At 61.4% G+C, this 17,309-nt stretch carries 19 protein-coding genes and 1 tRNA gene; 9 read left to right on the plus strand and 11 right to left on the minus strand.

Annotated elements, in window-relative coordinates; translation table 11 throughout:
• Positions 1-5: 5 nt before the first annotated feature.
• On the minus strand, positions 6-752 hold the full coding sequence (locus AQS8620_RS16090; protein WP_085838045.1) for an SDR family oxidoreductase: 747 nt from the start codon (positions 750-752) through the stop codon (positions 6-8).
• A gap of 110 nt (positions 753-862) precedes the next feature.
• Here AQS8620_RS16090 and AQS8620_RS16095 point away from each other — a divergent pair, with 110 nt between their 5' ends.
• Together AQS8620_RS16095 and AQS8620_RS16100 are read left to right on the plus strand one after the other, a co-directional pair.
• Positions 863-2,209 (plus strand): TldD/PmbA family protein, encoded by a 1,347-nt coding sequence (locus tag AQS8620_RS16095; protein WP_085838046.1) that lies wholly within the window; start codon positions 863-865, stop codon positions 2,207-2,209.
• A complete protein-coding gene (locus AQS8620_RS16100; RefSeq protein WP_306345914.1) occupies positions 2,202-2,975 on the plus strand; it encodes a 3'(2'),5'-bisphosphate nucleotidase CysQ in 774 nt (257 codons plus the stop codon). Before AQS8620_RS16095 ends, AQS8620_RS16100 begins: the two co-directional genes overlap by 8 nt.
• A 6-nt stretch (positions 2,976-2,981) precedes the next feature.
• On the opposite strand, the gene AQS8620_RS16105 is transcribed toward AQS8620_RS16100, so the two are convergent.
• Both AQS8620_RS16105 and AQS8620_RS16110 read right to left on the minus strand, forming a co-directional pair.
• Complete coding sequence (locus AQS8620_RS16105; protein WP_085838048.1) at positions 2,982-4,208, minus strand: glycosyltransferase family protein; 1,227 nt, start codon at positions 4,206-4,208, stop codon at positions 2,982-2,984.
• Between the two features lie 35 nt (positions 4,209-4,243).
• Positions 4,244-5,029 carry an HAD-IIB family hydrolase gene (locus AQS8620_RS16110; RefSeq protein ID WP_234990523.1) on the minus strand — a complete coding sequence of 262 codons (786 nt, stop codon included), beginning with the start codon at positions 5,027-5,029 and terminating at the stop codon, positions 4,244-4,246.
• Between the two features lie 333 nt (positions 5,030-5,362).
• Between AQS8620_RS16110 and AQS8620_RS16115 the strand changes: the two genes are divergently transcribed.
• Together AQS8620_RS16115 and lpxK are read left to right on the plus strand one after the other, a co-directional pair.
• The gene (locus tag AQS8620_RS16115; protein WP_085838049.1) at positions 5,363-6,643 is read left to right on the plus strand and encodes a 3-deoxy-D-manno-octulosonic acid transferase; all 1,281 of its coding nucleotides are present in this window, start codon (positions 5,363-5,365) and stop codon (positions 6,641-6,643) included.
• Positions 6,643-7,662, plus strand: a complete 1,020-nt coding sequence (lpxK, locus tag AQS8620_RS16120) for a tetraacyldisaccharide 4'-kinase (protein ID WP_085838050.1) — start codon at positions 6,643-6,645, stop codon at positions 7,660-7,662. Before AQS8620_RS16115 ends, lpxK begins: the two co-directional genes overlap by 1 nt.
• Positions 7,663-7,668: 6 nt before the next feature.
• Here the strand turns inward: lpxK and AQS8620_RS16125 are convergent, their stop codons facing one another.
• Positions 7,669-8,349, minus strand: coding sequence for a DsbA family protein (locus tag AQS8620_RS16125; protein WP_085838051.1), 681 nt, complete (start codon positions 8,347-8,349; stop codon positions 7,669-7,671).
• A gap of 9 nt (positions 8,350-8,358) precedes the next feature.
• The gene (locus AQS8620_RS16130) at positions 8,359-8,871 is read right to left on the minus strand and encodes a DUF721 domain-containing protein (RefSeq protein ID WP_370737899.1); all 513 of its coding nucleotides are present in this window, start codon (positions 8,869-8,871) and stop codon (positions 8,359-8,361) included.
• Between the two features lie 101 nt (positions 8,872-8,972).
• On the opposite strand from AQS8620_RS16130, the gene mutY reads away from it, so the two are divergent.
• Together mutY and AQS8620_RS16140 are read left to right on the plus strand one after the other, a co-directional pair.
• Complete coding sequence (gene mutY, locus AQS8620_RS16135) at positions 8,973-10,070, plus strand: A/G-specific adenine glycosylase (RefSeq protein WP_085838053.1); 1,098 nt, start codon at positions 8,973-8,975, stop codon at positions 10,068-10,070.
• Positions 10,067-11,197 carry an alkane 1-monooxygenase gene (locus tag AQS8620_RS16140; RefSeq protein WP_085838054.1) on the plus strand — a complete coding sequence of 377 codons (1,131 nt, stop codon included), beginning with the start codon at positions 10,067-10,069 and terminating at the stop codon, positions 11,195-11,197. The genes mutY and AQS8620_RS16140 overlap by 4 nt, the downstream gene beginning before the upstream one ends.
• Positions 11,198-11,370: 173 nt before the next feature.
• Here the strand turns inward: AQS8620_RS16140 and AQS8620_RS16145 are convergent, their stop codons facing one another.
• From AQS8620_RS16145 to AQS8620_RS16155, 3 genes are all read right to left on the minus strand, one after another.
• Positions 11,371-12,471 (minus strand): site-specific DNA-methyltransferase, encoded by a 1,101-nt coding sequence (locus tag AQS8620_RS16145; RefSeq protein ID WP_085838055.1) that lies wholly within the window; start codon positions 12,469-12,471, stop codon positions 11,371-11,373.
• Between the two features lie 128 nt (positions 12,472-12,599).
• Positions 12,600-13,220: a ribonuclease HII gene (gene rnhB / locus AQS8620_RS16150; protein WP_085838056.1), complete on the minus strand. Its 621-nt coding sequence runs from the start codon at positions 13,218-13,220 to the stop codon at positions 12,600-12,602.
• Positions 13,221-13,335: 115 nt separating this feature from the next.
• Complete coding sequence (locus AQS8620_RS16155) at positions 13,336-13,878, minus strand: hypothetical protein (RefSeq protein WP_143267565.1); 543 nt, start codon at positions 13,876-13,878, stop codon at positions 13,336-13,338.
• Positions 13,879-14,048: 170 nt separating this feature from the next.
• Here AQS8620_RS16155 and AQS8620_RS16160 point away from each other — a divergent pair, with 170 nt between their 5' ends.
• A complete protein-coding gene (locus AQS8620_RS16160; RefSeq protein WP_085838058.1) occupies positions 14,049-14,360 on the plus strand; it encodes a hypothetical protein in 312 nt (103 codons plus the stop codon).
• Positions 14,332-15,033 carry a winged helix-turn-helix domain-containing protein gene (locus tag AQS8620_RS16165; protein ID WP_143267566.1) on the plus strand — a complete coding sequence of 234 codons (702 nt, stop codon included), beginning with the start codon at positions 14,332-14,334 and terminating at the stop codon, positions 15,031-15,033. The genes AQS8620_RS16160 and AQS8620_RS16165 overlap by 29 nt, the downstream gene beginning before the upstream one ends.
• Here the strand turns inward: AQS8620_RS16165 and AQS8620_RS16170 are convergent.
• Positions 15,030-15,356, minus strand: coding sequence for a hypothetical protein (locus AQS8620_RS16170; protein WP_085838059.1), 327 nt, complete (start codon positions 15,354-15,356; stop codon positions 15,030-15,032). The two genes, AQS8620_RS16165 and AQS8620_RS16170, sit on opposite strands and share 4 nt — an antisense overlap.
• 102 nt (positions 15,357-15,458) lie before the next feature.
• A tRNA-Arg gene (locus tag AQS8620_RS16175) sits at positions 15,459-15,535 on the minus strand.
• A 279-nt stretch (positions 15,536-15,814) separates the two neighbouring features.
• On the opposite strand from AQS8620_RS16175, the gene AQS8620_RS16180 reads away from it, so the two are divergent.
• On the plus strand, positions 15,815-16,870 hold the full coding sequence (locus AQS8620_RS16180) for a LacI family DNA-binding transcriptional regulator (protein WP_234990524.1): 1,056 nt from the start codon (positions 15,815-15,817) through the stop codon (positions 16,868-16,870).
• Positions 16,871-17,161: 291 nt separating this feature from the next.
• Here the strand turns inward: AQS8620_RS16180 and AQS8620_RS16185 are convergent.
• Positions 17,162-17,309, minus strand: a 148-nt coding sequence (locus AQS8620_RS16185; RefSeq protein WP_143267567.1) for an IS3 family transposase, incomplete at its 5' end; no start/stop codon positions are given.

A 17,309-nucleotide genomic window follows, 5' to 3' on the forward strand; every position in this document is an offset into this window, starting at 1 on the left:
AAGGCTCATGCGACAAGGCCGATCGCGGCGCGCATCTCTGCGTCACGCAACGAAATCTCTTGCCCCAGATAGGGGTCTGCAGCGGCGCTACACATCCACACCAAAGCGGCTGCTGGCCATGTGTCGGGGATATGGTCGTCCCACTCCAATGCCGCAACACGCCCCACACCCGAGGCCTTGATGTCGCGCTGCATCTGCGTGGCAACCGTGCCGGGCGACAGGCCCATCGCACGGATGCCCCGCGCCGCCTCCTCAAGATGCAAAGAGCGCGTGAGCATCGCCGCCCCCGCCTTGGAGGCGCAATAGGCGCTCCAGCCCTCATGCGGGTTATGGGCCGCCCCGGAGGAAACGGTCAGGATCGTGCCGCGATCCATCACCGCCAAAGCGGCCTGCATTCCGTTGAAAACGCCGGTCAGATTGATGTCGATGGCGCGCGCCCAATCCGGTGCTGATGCGTCTCTAATGCCTGCAATAGGCTCGATGACACCGGCATTATTGACCAAAATGTCGAGCCGCCCAAACTGCGTGACGGCCGCCTGCGCCGCGGCGCGCATCACTGCTGCGTCGCACACATCGCCAGGCACCGCATAAGCGGCCTCGCCCAACTCTGCGGCCACATCGCAAACTGCCTCAGCGCTGCGCGCCACCAACACTACCTTTGCGCCTGCCTGTACAAAGGCGCGCGCGGCCTGCGCGCCAATGCCCCGACTTGCGCCCGTGATCAGCGCCACTTGTCCCGTTAGATCTGCCATGCGGTCTCCTTCGCGTTGCGCACAGGTTACGCCAAGCCGCTTGCGGGCGCAAAAGGGTTGCAGCAGGGGAAGTTGACGACTACCTCGAAAAGGGAGCGAAAGGACGGCCTATGACACGCAATCTCGAAGACCTGACGGCGGCGCTGCTGGATGCTGCGCGCAAGGCCGGTGCCGATGATGCCGATGCGATGGCCGTCGATGGCACGTCGATCTCCATTGACGTCAAAAACGGCGTTTTGGAACAGGCAGAACGCTCGGAGGGCGTCGATATCGGGCTGCGCGTCATTGTCGGACGCAAACAAGCCTGCGTGTCCGCCTCCGATACCCGCCTCGAGACGATTGCCATCATGGCCGAGCGCGCGCTGGCAATGGCGCGCGAAGCCCCCGACGATCCCTATCTCGGGCTGGCGGACAAGGGCGATCTTGCGACCTCTTGGGATGTCGAGGCGCTGGAACTTTATGATCCCGGACACGAACCTGCCGCTGCAGATCTGGAAGAAGACGCGCGCCGCGCCGAGGCGGCCGCGATGGCTGTCAGCGGCATCGCGCAGGTGCAATCCGCCTCCGCAGGATACGGGCGGCGGCGCGTGCATCTGGCCGCCAGCAACGGTTTTGCGGGCGGTTACACGCGCTCTGATCGCGGCACAAGCTGCGTCGCGATTGCCGGAAGCGGGACGGGCATGGAACGTGATTATGCCGGCGAAAGCCGCATTTTTCAGGCCGATCTGCCCAGCCCCGAAAGCATCGGCACCCTCGCCGGCGAACGCACGATGCAACGGATGGGCGCGCGCAAACCCAAAACCGGTGCCTATCCGGTGATCTATGACGAACGCGTGTCTTCCTCGCTGATCGGGCATTTGCTGGGGGCGATCAATGGCAGCTCTGTGGCACGCGGCTCAAGCTGGCTTCGCTCTGCGATGGGCGAATTGATCCTGCCCGAAACCCTGTCGATTGTCGAAGACCCGCTGCGCAAGCGCACCGCCGGATCGCGCCCCTTCGACGCCGAGGGCCTGCCTGCGACGCAACGGGTGATCGTTGAAAACGGTGTGCTCAAAAGCTGGATTCTCGACCTGGCCACCGCCCGCCAGCTGGGCCTGCAAAGCACGGCCAACGCGGCGCGCGGCACCTCGGCCCCACCCACACCGTCCATCGGGAATGTGGCTCTAACGCAGGGGAATCAGACACTGGCGCAAATGATTTGCGACATGGGAACCGGCCTCTATGTCACCTCGATGATTGGCTCGTCGATCAATCCCACGACCGGAGATTATTCGCGCGGCGCATCGGGCTTCTGGATCGAGAACGGTGAAATCGCCTATCCGGTGAATGAATGCACCCTCGCGGGCAATCTGCGCGACATGCTGCGCACGCTGACACCGGCCAATGATGCGCGCCTGCACCTGAGCCGCGTGATCCCCTCCCTGCGAGTCGAGGGGTTGATCCTTGCCGGTGAGTGAGACGCTTCAACTTCTGATCGACGCCGCCCGCAAAGCCGGTGCGCTTGCGCTGCCCTACTGGCGCGCCGATCCGCAGGTCTGGCAAAAGGACGACGGCGCCGGTCCGGTGACCGAGGCCGATCTGGCCGTCGATCTGTTTCTCAAGGAATTTCTGACCGCCGCAAGACCCGACTGCGGCTGGCTGTCCGAAGAAACCGAAGACAGCGATGCACGCCTCACCATGCGCGAGGTGTTCATCGTCGATCCGATTGATGGCACCCGCAGTTTCATTGAAGGCGACGGCAACTGGGCCCATTCCATTGCCTTGGCGCGCGACGGGATTGTCACCCATGCCGTGGTCTATCTACCGGTGCGCGACCGGCTGTATACCGCCGAACTCGGGAAAGGGGCCTGCCTGAACGGTGCGCCGATCACCATCGACCCCAAAGTGATCCTGTTCGGGGCCACCGTTTTGACGGCATCTGCCAACCTGAACCCGGCGCTTTGGCCCGGCGGTGTGCCCACCATCGAGCGCAAATTCCGCCCCTCCTTGGCCTATCGGCTCTCGCTTGTGGCGCAGGCGCGCTATCAGGCGATGCTCACGCTTCGCGACACCTGGGAATGGGACGTGGCGGCGGGCACCCTGATCGTCACCGAAGCAGGTGGCACGGTTGTCGACCGCCACGGCCAGATCCCGCGCTTTAACAATCCCCATCCGGCTATTTCGGGCATCGTGGCGGCCAACGAAGCGCTGACCGGCCAGATTACCGACCGGCTGCGGGCCTGATCCTGCCTAAATCGGGCTATATTGCTCCTGATCGTCCGCAACAGCGCGCAGCATCGCCCCCATGATGTCGGGGTCGGCGGCATGCACGCGGCTCCAGTTCGGAATGAAGGGCGTTTCCATCGGGTTTTCGAGGAAAATATCGCCCGAGCGGATGATGTTGGAGGCAAACAATTCCACCGCCCCCTCTTCGGAATGGCGATCCAGATGCAGCCCGTTCATCGCCGCGTCGTGGTAGTAGGTTTCGATCATGTCGAGGGCGATGCGAAAATAGGTCGCTTTGATCGAGCGAAAGATTTCCTCGGAAAAGACGGTGCCATCGGCGGCCAGCTTGCGATAGATCGCCTTGCAGATATCGACGGACATGCGCGACAGGCCCTGGGTCGCATCCTCGGCCGACATGTCCTGATGCTTGTGGTCATAGCGGTCGGAAATTTCGACCTGACAGACCGAGCGCGGGCTGAGGTTGCGCCATGCTTCTGACAACAGTCCGATTTCCAGCCCCCAATCCGACGGGATGCGCATGTCGGGCAGGATCGAGGTGCGCATGGCAAACTCACCCGCGAGCGGATAGCGAAAATCCATCAGGAAATCGAGGTAGTCACGCGGTCCCAGCACTTTTTTCAACGCCACCAGAAGCGGCGAGACCAACAGGCGGGTGACGCGCCCGTTCAGCTTGCCTTCCGCCACGCGCGGATAGAACCCTTTGGACATCTGATAGGGAAAATTGGGGTTGGCCACGGGATAGACCAGCCGCGCCAGCATATCCGCCGAATAGGTCACAACGTCGCAATCATGCACGGCCACCACGGCACTATCGGCGCAGGCCATCGTGTAGCCCATGCAGAACCACACGTTGCGCCCCTTGCCCGGCTCGGCGGGAGACAGCGACATTTCCTTGAGGCGCTGATCCACGGCTTGCAGGCGCGGGCCGTCGTTCCACAGGATCACGTGGTCCTGTTTGAGGCGGGAGAAAAATTTGCGCGCATGGCGATATTCTGCCTCGCTCGCGCGGTCCAGCCCGATGACGATGCGGTGCAGATAGGGCACTTTTTCCAACTCGTCGAGGATTTGCGGCAGCGCCTCGCCCTGCAATTCGGAAAACAGCGACGGCAGGATCAGCGTGATCTTGCGGCTTGCCCCGAAGGCAGCCAGATCGCGCGCCATCTGTTCGGTGGTCGATGAGCGAAGATTGTGCAGCGTGGCGACATGCCCGCCTTGATGGAAATCGGCCAAAAGGCTCTCCTTTGTGTCGCAGTAAGTCGCGGTCGTCAGGTTTTGGCCCCGAAATGGGGGGACAGGATGTCGATCACCGCCCTGTTCCAGCCCGCAGGACCGCTGAGGTCTGTTCTGATCACGCGCCCTTGGGCCTCGCCGTCAAGTGCGGGCAATTCCGCCCCGTGATCATTTTTGATGATAACGCCGTAATCGGCCATTTCGATCATTTCACGATCATTGGGAGCATCCCCCAGCGCCAGCGTGATGGGCGCGGGCCGCGCACGGGCGGTGATTTCCGCCATGCGGCTGGCCTTGGTCGCGCCAAACGACAGGGTGTAAAATCGACCCCCACGCCGCCCGCGCAGACCGTATTTCGCAAGCTCAGCCTCGAAAGCGGCTAGTTCTTCATCCGAGCCAAGCCATATTCCGGGTTCGGAAAACTGCCGCGCGGCGGCGCGGGCCGCCTCTTCGGCAGGCAGACCCGTGTGACGGGCGATCTCCCCCACAGACCAGTCGGAAAAACCCTCAAAACAGGCTCTGATACGGCCCGGAAGGGCGTTCAGGATCGCGATGATTTCAAGGTAGTCTCCCCGATCCTCCCCTGCCTTGGCATGGGCTTCCAGAATTCCGGCACCGTTTTCCACGATAGCGGGCACATGCGGATAGCCAAGCTCTGCGCGCAGGGGCGCGATTTCGGCGGCGGTTTTGGAACTGGCCAGAACCAGCGGCACGCCGTGGTGATGGAGCAGGCGCAGCGCATCTCGCGCCGCCGCATAGGAATAGGTGGAATGGTCCAGCAGAGTGCCGTCGAGATCTGTAAAGACAAGAAAACCGCTCACGGTCGTGTCACCTGTTCCTTTCCTTGTGCGATGCGGCCCGATGTTGATGGCCCCGTTTTGACGGCCCGATGTCGGTGGGCAAATGCCTGCCCGGGCTGCCCCTGTCATCGCCGCCCCATGTTGCTGCGCTGCCGCACAGAAGGAAAGCCCGAAAATCACCCCTCAAAATCGCCCAAGGGTGCGGGCGCGTCCGAGCAGAGGATAGCGCAGTGCCTTGGCTGGCCTTGTTTGCCTGCGTGGCACGGTGCAAAAGGGGAGGAATTGATCCGTTGCGGAGCGCAAGATGTTTGACAGCTTTCACAATTCGACAGGCCGCGCGGGGGCGGTCGCGCGATGACGCTGTCGCCGGCCTTTCGACTCGATGCGCTGTTTTCCAACCGTTCCGACGGGCTGGCCGCACGGCGCCTCGCGCAGGCCGTTGCGCAGGGCGAAATCACGAAGCAAGAACACGATGCCCGCCTTGCTTTGCACCTGCCCGAGCGCCCCAAAGGCGATCTGATCTGGGTTCACGTGTCCGATCCCACCTCGACACCGGCGGTGTTCGAATTGATCGACCGGCTCAGCGATGCCGAAGCAGGGCTGAGTTTTCTGGTCACCCATGCCCAACACGGGGTCACCGCGGCCTGCGCGCGCGATGTGATCTGCCAGCCTTTGCCGATTGACCGCGGCCCTGCGGTGACACGGTTTCTCGACCATTGGGCGCCGTCGATGTGCATCTGGGTCGGGGCAAACATCCAGCCCCGGCTGCTGGCAGCGACCCTTGCGCGCAAACGGCAGGTTTTCGCACTGGATACGCCGAATGCCACGCCGCTCGATGCCAGTCGCGGCCTGTTTCACCGTGCCCTGACGCGCGCCGTCCTTCGCCATTTCGACTGGACCATCATCGGAGATGCGGCCTCGCAAAAGCGGTGGTTGCAGGCGGGGATGCGCGTCGAGAAATCCGAAGTGCTTGGCTTTATCGAAGAAGGCGCGAGCGTGCCCGCAGGCAATGCCGCTGAACGCGCGGAGATGGCCGAGGTCTTTGGCACGCGCCCGCTTTGGTTGGCAAACCACCTCGCCGAGGGCGAGGACCTTCCGGTGCTTCATGCCCAAAAAGCCGCCCTGCGCCGCGCGCACCGCCTTTTGGCCGTGATCGTGCCCGACGATCCCGACCGTGGTGCGCAAATTGCCCGTCAAGCGCACGACATGGGCATGACGACCGCGCGCCGCGCTTTGGACGAAGCCCTGCGCACCGAGACGCAAATCTACATCGCGGATACCGAAGGCGAATCGGGGCTGTGGTATCGCTTGTGCCCGATTTCCTTTTTGGGTCAGAGCCTTGTCAACAACGGGGGCATCGACCCCAGCGGCGCGGCGGCGCTTGGATCCGGCGTCTTGCACGGGCCGAATATCTCCGACTATGCCCTGGCCTATTCCAAACTGGCCAGTGCGGGGGCCGCGCGGCGCGTGCGCTCGCCCCTCGAACTGGCGCGCGAGATCGAGGCGCTTTTGTCCCCGGACCGTGTCGCCGCGATGGCACATGCGGCCTGGGAAGTCACCTCGGCGGGAGCGGATGTGACCAACCGCATCGTGTCACTGGTCATCGCCGCGCGGGACGCCGAAGGAGAAAGCTGATGCGACCACCAAAGTTTTGGGACAACCCGCCCGCCCATCCCGGCTGGCAAGCCAGGCTGCTTGCGCCGCTCGCCCGCCTCTATGCGCGCGAGACCGCCAAACGCGTAGCGCGCAGCGGGTATCGGGCGCCGGTGCCTGTGATTTGCGTGGGCAATATCAACGCTGGCGGCACCGGAAAGACCCCCACGACCATCGCCCTGGCGCAATATCTGGGTGCCAAAGGTCTGGCGGTGCATGTCGTGTCGCGCGGCTATGGCGGCAGTTTGAGCGGCCCGGTGCAGGTGGATGAACGCAGGCACAAAGCCACGCAAACGGGCGACGAGCCCCTTTTGCTGGCCGCCTTTGTGCCCACCTGGGTCGCCAAGGAGCGCAGCGAAGGGGTCAAAGCCGCCGCCGCTGCGGGCGCGCAGGTCATCTTGCTGGATGACGGGCATCAGAACCCTTCTGTCGTCAAAGACGCCAGCCTGATTGTGGTCGATGCGGCCAGCGGCTTTGGCAACGGGCGAGTGATTCCCGCAGGGCCGCTGCGCGAACCCGTGGCCGCAGGACTGGCGCGCGCGGATGTGGTAGTGTCGATCGGCGATCCGGCGGCGCAGGACAGCTTCGATGCGCGCTGGCCCGACATTGCGCTTCCAAGGGCGCGCGGGGCAAACATTGCGCTTCCAAGAGCGCGCGGGCAACTTGCCCCCCTTGCCACTGGCATGGATTGGGACGGGCTCCCCGTCATGGCCTTTGCGGGCATCGGGCATCCGGCCAAATTTTTCGCCACACTACGGGGTCTGGGGGCCAATATCTTGCGTGCCGAAGCGCTGGATGATCACCAACCGCTCAGCGAGGCGCTGATGAAACGGCTCGAACTTGAAGCCTTTGCTTTGGGCGCACAGCTGGTGACAACGGAAAAAGACGCAGTGCGACTGCCTGCGTCTTTCAGGATGAAAGTGCTCACCCTGCCTGTGCGTCTGGAGCTGGAAGACTGGACCCCGATTGATGCCATGTTGGCAAAAATCGGGATCAGTTAACGCCGCTTAGCCCGCGTCAGCCAGTTTTTCGTCAAGGATCGCCGCGAAATCTTCGTAGGTCATGTTGGAATATTTTTCGCCGTTGATCACGAAAGAGGGCGTCGCGTTGATGTCATCCGCGGTGGCGTTCTTTTCGAAATTTGCCACCATAGCCTGCGCCATTTCGCCGTCGTTCATACAGGTGTCGAGCTGGGCATCGCTCAGCCCCGCTTTTTTGCCGATGGTGCGCAGATTCGACACGATTTCCATCGGGTCCTTGCCACCCCCGATCCAGCTGGCCTGTTCTTCGTAGAGCATATCCGCAATGCCGAAGTAGCGCATTTCACCGCCACAGCGCGCGATCATTGCCGCCCAAAGACCGAATTTGTCGAAAAAGATCTCGCGGTAGACAAATTTGATCTTGCCGGTGTCGATGTAGTTTTCCTTGAGCTGACGATACACGGTGGTGTTGAACGCGGCGCAGTGCGGGCAGGTAAAGGAGGCGTATTCGATCACCTCGACCGCTGCGTCCATATTGCCCTGCACCATATCGGGCACCATATCGGTGTCGACCGCAGGGGCGTCCTGAGCATTGGCCGGAGTGATCAGGAAATCCGTAACATCGGAAGAACCGGTGCGGGTCAGGGAAATCGCGCCACCCAAAGCAGCAAAGCCGAAAGTGATGAGCGCATTGCGTCGGTTGATCATGTCATGCCTTCAAGTCTGTTTATGTTTCGTCAGAACGTTTCGCGCGAGCTGTTCAAGCGCCGCGCGCAGGGCGTCGCTTTCGACCCCTGTCGTCAAATCGGTGGCCTGCGAAAACACCGCCGGATCGGGGCGTTTGATCGCAGTCTTGGGGGCGTGGCCGAATTGCACCCGCCCTTCGGAAAAGCCCGTCGGAGCCGTTTGGGTCACGCGAATATCGGAAATCGCGTTGTAGCCATAACAGGCATTGACCCGCTCTTTGATCTTGGGCACCTCGGCCTGCACCATCGGCGCAAAAGACCCCGTCGTCAGCAAGGTAAGCACAGCGCCAAATCCCTTTTGACGCCCGTAGGTCACTTTGACAGGGCGCGCCATCGACGCCGTTGCCTCGCCCACAATTTCCACCCAATTGGTTAACAAACGGCTTTCAGCAAAGCCGCGCGCCTCGGAGGCTTTGCGCACCTGCGTCGACACCAGCCCCGAGGTCCGTTCGAACCCGCGCTTGCGCCGCTTGGCAAATGTGATCTCTGAGGTGCTCTTGCCCATCTGGCCTATCCGTTGTTTGACCCTATTGTACGGGCATCGTCGCTGCATACCAGACAGAAGCGGAAATGGGGGGCTAAAGATTGCGTGAAAGTGAACGGAGCGAGAGCTTGTTGGACTGGTACGACACCCATGCCCGCGCCATGCCGTGGCGTGTTGGCCCCGCCGACAGACGCGCAGGTCAGCGCCCCGACCCCTATGCCGTCTGGTTGTCCGAAGTCATGCTGCAGCAGACGACAGTGGCCACCGTTAGAGACTATTTCAGGCGTTTTATCGCTTTATGGCCGACCGTCGACGATCTGGCGGCTGCCGAGGACGCCGATGTCATGGCCGCTTGGGCGGGGCTTGGGTACTACGCGCGGGCGCGCAATTTGCTCAAATGTGCGCGGGTGGTCAGCCGTGATCTGGAGGGCCGGTTTCCGGCCAGTCTGGCGGGATTGTTACAGCTTCCGGGCATTGGCCCCTATACCGCCGCGGCACTCGCCTCGATCGCGTTCGACCTGCCCGAAACCGTTGTCGACGGCAATGTCGAGCGGGTGATCTCGCGCATCTTTCGGGTGGAGACGCCGCTGCCGACTGCAAAGCCCGAACTTACCGCGCTCGCGCAACGCCTCACGCCCGCCCAGCGCCCGGGTGATTACGCCCAAGCGATCATGGATCTGGGGGCAACCATTTGCACACCGCGCAATCCTGCTTGCGGCATTTGCCCGTGGCGCGCGGGCTGCGCGGCGCAGGCGGCTGGTGTACAGGCCGACCTGCCGCGCAAAGTGCCAAAAGCGGTGAAACCGACGCGTCGGGGCGAGGTCTATGTCACCCGCAACGCGTCGGGCGACTGGTTGTTGGAAACGCGCCCCGAAAGGGGGTTGCTGGGGGGCATGCTGGCCTTTCCGACGAGCGACTGGTCACAAGACCCGGCACCCGCGCCCCCCTTCGAGGCCGACTGGTGCAGCATCGGCACCGTCAAACACACCTTCACCCATTTTCACCTGCTGCTTGAGGTGCACACCGCCGACGCAGGCCAAAAGAACCCCACGCGCGGCACTTTTATCCCCGACAGCCGCTTTCGCGCCGCAGATTTGCCAACGCTGATGCGAAAGGCATTTGACCTTGCGCAAGCGACTTCGGACAATGCGCAGGCATCGCACAAGCGGCCCGTTAATCCGGTACCGGAGGTCCCATGAACAGAGCCCAGATCAGCCCCCGCAATGCCCTGCCCTTCTGGATGTCGCTGGGCGTGGTTCCGCTTGTCCTCATCGGCGCGCGGTTGGGGGGCGCCTGGCCGCTCCTCGTGCCCGCCTACGCCTGGTGGATGACCTCGCTTCTGGATGTCGCCCTGGGCCAGAACGACGCAAATCCCGATATCGAAACCCCCGACAGCGCGCTGACATGGTATCGTGCCGTGACACTGATCTGGTTTCCCGTGCAACTCTGCCTGATCTTCGCGACACTGGCCTATGCCAGTTGGTCGGACCATCTGGTCTGGTGGGAAAAGCTGGTGCTGTTCTTCAGCCTTGGCGTGTCCTCGGGATCCATCGGGATCGTCTATGCCCATGAATTGCTCCATCAGGGCAGCAAGCTGGAACGCTGGCTGGGGGATTTGTTGCTTGCCTCGGTGATGTATTCGCATTTTCGCACCGAGCACCTGTTGGTACATCATCGCCATGTGGGCACCCGGCGCGATGCGGTCACGGCATTGTATAACGAAGGGTTCCACCGCTATTTCTGGCGTGTACTGCGGGAATGTCCGCGCTCGGCCTGGCAGGCGGAGGCTGCGATGCTCGCGCGGCGCGGTCTGTCGCCCTGGTCCCCCGCCAATCCGCATTTTCGCTATTGGGCGCTGCAATGCGCCTTTCTGATAGCGGCGCTGCTGGTGGGCGGTGTTGCAGGGCTGGGATGGTTCCTGTTTCAGGCCTTTGTCGCCATCTGGCAGTTGGAATTGACCAATTATGTGGAACACTACGGGCTGACGCGCGAGCATTTGGGCAACGGCAAATACGAATGGGTCAAACCGCGCCATAGCTGGAATTCCGCACAGACCGCGTCGAATTGGTTGTTGATCAACCTGCAACGCCACTCCGATCACCATTACCGCCCCGACCGCCGCTTTCCCTTGTTGCAAACCTACGCCGAAGACGAGGCCCCGCAGCTTCCGCACGGCTATCCGCTGATGACAACGCTGGCGATGATCCCGCCGCTGTGGCGGCGGCGCATGAACCCCCTGGTGCGCGCATGGCGGCGCAAATATTACCCCCATATCGAGGATTGGAGCGCCTATAAAGCTGGCACCAATCCCCTGCCCCGCCTGTAGACATGTGGCTCAAAACCGGGGGTTAGGGTCAAAAAAAGGCCCTGCCAGCGCAAACGCGGACAGGGCAAGGGGGATGCTTGGAGAGTCAGGACCCAAGCATCGGCGGTAGCCTTGTTGGGACGAGCGACGGACCGCTCGAACCGAATTTGTGAAATCTGATGGAAAGGCGCTGCTTAGTTCAGCTCGGCGCGGATTTGTTGGCGCAGCAAGTCGATGGGCACCTGTTGACCATCGCGCTTGTACGTCCAATAGGTCCAGCCGTTGCACGAGGGCGCGCCCTCAAGATGGGCACCAACCTGATGGATCGACCCTTTGATGTCATTGCCCACCAGCGTGCCATCGGCGCGCACTTTGGCCTTGTGACGACCGTTCAGCGACACCAGTTCCTCACCGGGGCGCAGCATGCCGCGCTCGACCAATTGGCCAAAGGGCACACGCGGCTCGGCGCGTTTCGAGGTGGAGACAGCCAGCGCGTCCTTGTCGTATTTGCGCACCCGCGACAGGCGCTTTTCGGCCACAACGCGGTATTTGTCCTCGCGCTCGATCCCGATGTAATCGCGGCCCAGCATCTTGGCGACAGCGCCGGTGGTGCCTGTGCCAAAGAAGGGGTCGAGAACCACATCCCCGGGATTGGTGCAGCCCACCAGAATGCGGTGCAGCAGGCTTTCGGGTTTTTGCGTGGGATGGGCTTTGTCGCCGTTGTCATCCTTGAGCCGCTCGCCGCCATTGCAGATCGGCAGCACCCAATCGGAGCGCATCTGGATGCCCTCGTTCAGGGCTTTGAGCGCCTCGTAGTTAAAGGTGTATTTGGCACCTTCGGTTTTGGTCGCCCAGATCATCGTCTCATGGGCATTTGTCAGGCGCTTGCCGCGAAAGTTCGGCATCGGGTTGGATTTGCGCCACACCACATCGTTGAGAATCCAGTAGCCCTCGTTTTGCAGGCTCGCCCCAACGCGGAAAATATTGTGATACGATCCGATCACCCAAATCGCGCCATTCGGCTTGAGAATGCGGCGCGCGGCCTTAAGCCACTGGGTGGTGAAGCTGTCGTAGACTTTGAAACTGTCGAATTGATCCCAAGCATCGTCCACTGCGTCGACTTTGGAATTGTCGGGGCGATGCAGGTCGCCGCGCAGCTGAAGGTTATAGGGCGGGTCCGCAAAGATCAGGTCAACAGAGCCTTCGGGAAGGCTGTTCATGACCTCGATGCAATCACCGGCCAATATCTCGTTCAAAGGCAGCACGGGGGCCACCTTGGGGGTCTTGGTTTTCATCTACTGCCTCGTTTTTCGCGCCGTTTTTCGGCGTCGGATGCGCCCCTTTTCGGGGTCACGTTATGAGATCAAAGATGAGTCATTTGGGATTCGTGGTCAATTTCTTTATTGAATCAGTGCCTTACGATTTAATCTTGATACAAGATATTGTGTACCGGTTTGAACGAACGCCTATGGTGAGGGGTGACACCAAATTCTCGTAAGCCTTCTAGATGCAATTTTGTCCCATAGCCCGCGTTGCGCTCCCATCCATAATTCGGATGCTGTTGCGCAAGGGTAACCATCAGCGCATCGCGCCAGTTTTTCGCGACAATCGACGCCGCAGCGATCGACAACACCCGCGCATCGCCTTTGACCACGGCCTCGCCCGCGATTCCCAATCCTGCGGGCATCCTGTTCCCGTCGATCAGCGCGTAATCTGCGCGGTGGCGCAGCCCGGCCACCGCGCGTTCCATCGCCCGCAAAGACGCCTGCAGGATGTTGATTTCATCAATCTCCGCAACGGTGCACTGCGCGATGGACACATCGGCCAGGGCCATAATCTCCGCCGCCAGCGTTGCGCGCCGCTTGGCACTCAATGCTTTGGAATCATTCAAACCCGCAGGAATGCGATTCGGGTCAAGGCGCACCGCGCAGGCCACAACAGGTCCGGCAAGGGGACCACGGCCGACTTCGTCCACCCCCACGATTCGGGTGTATCCACGGGCATGTGCCGCCATCTCGAAGGTAAAATCAGGGACTGTTTTCATATGCCGTTGAAACCGCGCAATCCGCCCTTTCGCAAGTAAAAAAGGGCAGATGGATCTCCACCTGCCCCAGTTGACGCGGCCCATGGGGACACGGGTCACCGCGTATTCGAACGGCTTAGCGACGCGCGGTGGTCGTCGTCACCGAGTAGCCGTAGTTGTTGAGACACCCGAGGTCGTAGATGTCGTGACGCCCCCGCGAATCGCGCAGCGTGTCTTCGCAAGCGACCGGCAACGGATGGGCCGAGCGGCGCTGGCTTGTCAGGCAATGCGCATCGACCACGGTGCGTTGCGGTGCGTTCCAATGGCGCGCTTGCATATTGTTGACCGACAGCAAGCAGCTTGCGGGAATGTCCCAATTGTTGGCGCGATCATCCCGCTGCCCGTCCCGGGGCCAGCGGTCGTCATCGCGGCTGGGCGGCTTGGGCTTTACAGGGTCGGGTTTGGAGGCGGATTTTTTGCTATCGCTCACGGCCTTGCCGATCACGTAGAGCGTCAATAGTCCGCCCAGCGCTTTCACGACATCGGCCTCGTCAGCGCGGGCGGGCGTTGCAGCCAGACCGCTCATCGCCATGGAAAAAGCCACAAGACCGGCCACAAAGCGCGGCGTGCGGCGGGGTGCCCTGGGGGGCGTGGAACGGGATGTTGAAAGCATATGCATGGGCCTGACCTCTTCGTGGAAGTGACGCGCCGCCCTCGGGAGGCGCTGATGGGTCAGCTTTGGACCAATTCACGAAAATCGGGCAATAACAGCGGGATGTCATAGGATAACCCGCGCTCTGCGTGCCGTTGTTATTGAATAGCAACCCGCTTTGGCGCAGACAGTCGGGTATGAAACCACATCATTCCCCCCGCACGTCCACCGCGCTGATTGCCGCCATGCTCTTTGCATTGGGAACGGCGGGCGCGGCGCAGGCGGCCTGTTTTGCCGATTACAAAGCCAAGCGCGATGACCCGCTCAAGCTGCACTACGGTGTCGCGGAGGTCAGCGATGCGGCGTGCTCCAAGCAAGGTGCCGCCAAAGTGCTTGCCCCGCGCCTTGCGGGTGATGGCTGGGTGTTGCTCAATGTGCTATCGGTCTTTGGCCCCGATAAACTTGATGAGGTGAAATCCAGTGCCGGTGACTACTTCCTCCGCTATTGATACGCGCCACGGCACGCGGGTGATTGCCCTTGGCATGGGCGCGGTGGTGCTGATCCTGCTGATCGCGGCCGTGCTGCTGTTTGTGAACCTGCCCGATGCCGGGGTCTTTAATGCGCGCGTCGAACAGATCTTTATTGAGAACGACGGGCTGACCTCGGGCAGCGATATCCAGCTTTTGGAAATCCTCGCGCAGTCGGGCACGAGTTTTGCGCAAATCCTGCAAAGCTACCGGATGGTGATTTTCGTGCTGCTGGTCTTTGCTACCGCCTTGCTCGTCGCTGCGCTGGTCTTTTTGCTGACCATCATCGGACTGAACAAGCGCATGGGCGAAGTCGAGCGGCAGGGCATCGAAGTGTCCTCCTTGCTGATTTCGCGCGCCGAGAATACCGTCTACCTCAATAACATGGAATTCAAACTGACGCCTGCAGCAATCGAAACGCTTTCGGTGCTGGCGGAGGCACGGATGGACGAGGACGTCATGTCCGGTGCCCAGATCGAAGCGGTGATTTCAGGGCGCACCGCCGCCGATTGTGACGAAGCCGCAGGGGCCACCCGCATCAAACGCCTGCGCGATTCTCTGGGCAATCAGATGGTCAGCGAGCTGCTGGTCAAAAACATCGCCCGCCAAGGCTATATGCTATCCGTCCCGCGCGATGTGATCCGGATGCTTTAAAGTTCAAGAAAGTAGGGATCGACCCTGCGCCAGAACAACAACAGGTCCTCGCAGGTCGCGGGCGTGCGCCCCATGGCCTCCAGCGCGAAACAATCCGCCGCCACCATCGCCGCCAAGCGAAAGCCCCGCGACGCTGTCTTGGATACGAATTCATCCTCGACACGGCTGGCCGCTGTCGTCAGCGCAAAGCAAATGGCCAGAGCCGGCGCTTGTGGCCACCCCAGCGCGAGATCGCGGACCAATGCGCGCGCAGGTCCGGTGTCCGGATCAGACAGCGCGGCCAGCGCTACCTCTGTCATCGCATCGAGTTTATCGTCGCGCATCTGCCGTCAACTTTTACACCACCAAACTTCACTACCAAAGCCGCGCCCCGCAACACTTAAAGCCAACGGCGCGTGCCCCGTTCCTGTTGCGCGATGTCAAATTGGTGACCCCGACTGGATTCGAACCAGTAACCTGCCCCTTAGGAGGGGGCTGCTCTATCCAGTTGAGCCACGGGGCCGATAGACGTGTTTTTGGGGGATTGCCCCTGTGAGAGCAAGGGATTTGTCTAACTTGTCAGAGTGATAGAGCCGTAAAACAGAAATGGGGGAGCGTTTTGGCCCACCGCTCCCCCTTTATCCGAAACCGCGCTGAGACTTAGAGAGCTTGCAGGACGATCCGGAACTATGCGGGCACGCGGCCCTCTGTTAGCGCTATCATAGCCAAGCGCGTTCCTTTGGACAAGCCCTCTTTTCCATGTATTACTACGCCGATAGATGAAATTCCGAGGAAGACCCAAGTGACCCGCGAAAACCCGACGCCTGCCGTGCGCCCACTTACCCTGCGCGATGTGTCCGAGGCGTCTGGCGTCTCGGAAATGACCGTCAGCCGCGTGCTGCGCAATCGTGGTGATGTGTCGGAAGCCACGCGCGCCAAGGTGCTCGAAGCCGCCAAGACTTTGGGCTATGTGCCCAATAAAATTGCAGGGGCGCTGGCCTCGTCGCGTGTCAATCTTGTCGCGGTGATCATCCCCTCCCTGTCGAACATGGTGTTTCCCGAGGTGATGATGGGGATTTCCCAGATCCTTGAGGACACAGAATTGCAACCCGTGGTTGGCGTCACGAATTACAGTCCCGAGCGCGAGGAAAAAGTGCTCTACGAAATGCTGTCGTGGCGCCCGTCCGGCGTCATTATCGCGGGGCTGGAACACACTGAGGCCGCGAAGGCGATGCTGGGGGCCTCGGGCATTCCGATTGTTGAAATCATGGATGTGGACGGCGAACCGATTGATTCGATGGTCGGCATCTCCCACCGCCGCGCAGGGCGCCATATGGCCACCGCCATTGTCGAGGCAGGATATCAGAAAATCGGGTTTCTCGGGACCAAAATGCCCCTCGACCACCGTGCGCGCAAACGCTTCGAAGGTTTCACCGAAGCGCTGGCAAAATCCGGTCTCGAAGTGGCCGATAGCGAATTTTACGATGGTGGCTCGGCGCTGTTGAAAGGGCGCGAAATGACGCAAGCGATTCTCGCGCGCTCCCCCGAGCTTGATTTCCTCTACTATTCCAATGACATGATCGCCGCCGGCGGGCTGTTGTACCTGCTGGAAAAGGGCATCGACATCCCCGCGCAGATCGGTCTTGCTGGGTTCAACGGCGTCGAGCTTTTGGACGGGTTGCCGCGCAGCCTTGCGACGATGGATGCGCATCGTCTCGACATCGGGCGGGCGGCGGCGGAAATCATCGCCCGGCGCGTCGAGGACCCCACGACTCCGCCCGGCGAAGTTGTCGTACTCAAGCCGTCAATTGATTTCGGCGACACCCTCAAGCGTGTGAAAAAACGCCCCGACCTGTAAAGCCCGCAGATCGGGTGCGCGCCAGCTGCGCGCCCGGTCAGCACCGGGACGCACCACCTGAAACCCAGCCGCAAAAGCGCAAAAGACCCGCAGCAAACTGCGGGTCTTTTTAGCGACACAAGTGTAGAGCGACACATAGTTTAGCACGGCATTGCAAACGCGCTAAAGCCTCCGGGCGCATCGAGCGTTTTGGCATGATGATACCAGCCGAAATGCCGCGCCTGAAAGGCTATCGTATTCCTCGAGAAGCGGTTGGACTTGCACCGTTTCTGTTCCGGTGTGTTACTCATGTTATGCGGCGAGTTTTTCGAACGCCACGGGTGATTTGCCATCCAATGCTGAATGGCGCCTGCGCGGGTTGTAGAAGCCGTTGATGTATTCGAACACCGCGACCTCGACATCCCGGCGTGTTTGCCATGTGTTTTGCCAGATCAGCTCG

The organism is Aquimixticola soesokkakensis, from assembly GCF_900172375.1.
GTDB lineage: Bacteria > Pseudomonadota > Alphaproteobacteria > Rhodobacterales > Rhodobacteraceae > Aquimixticola > Aquimixticola soesokkakensis.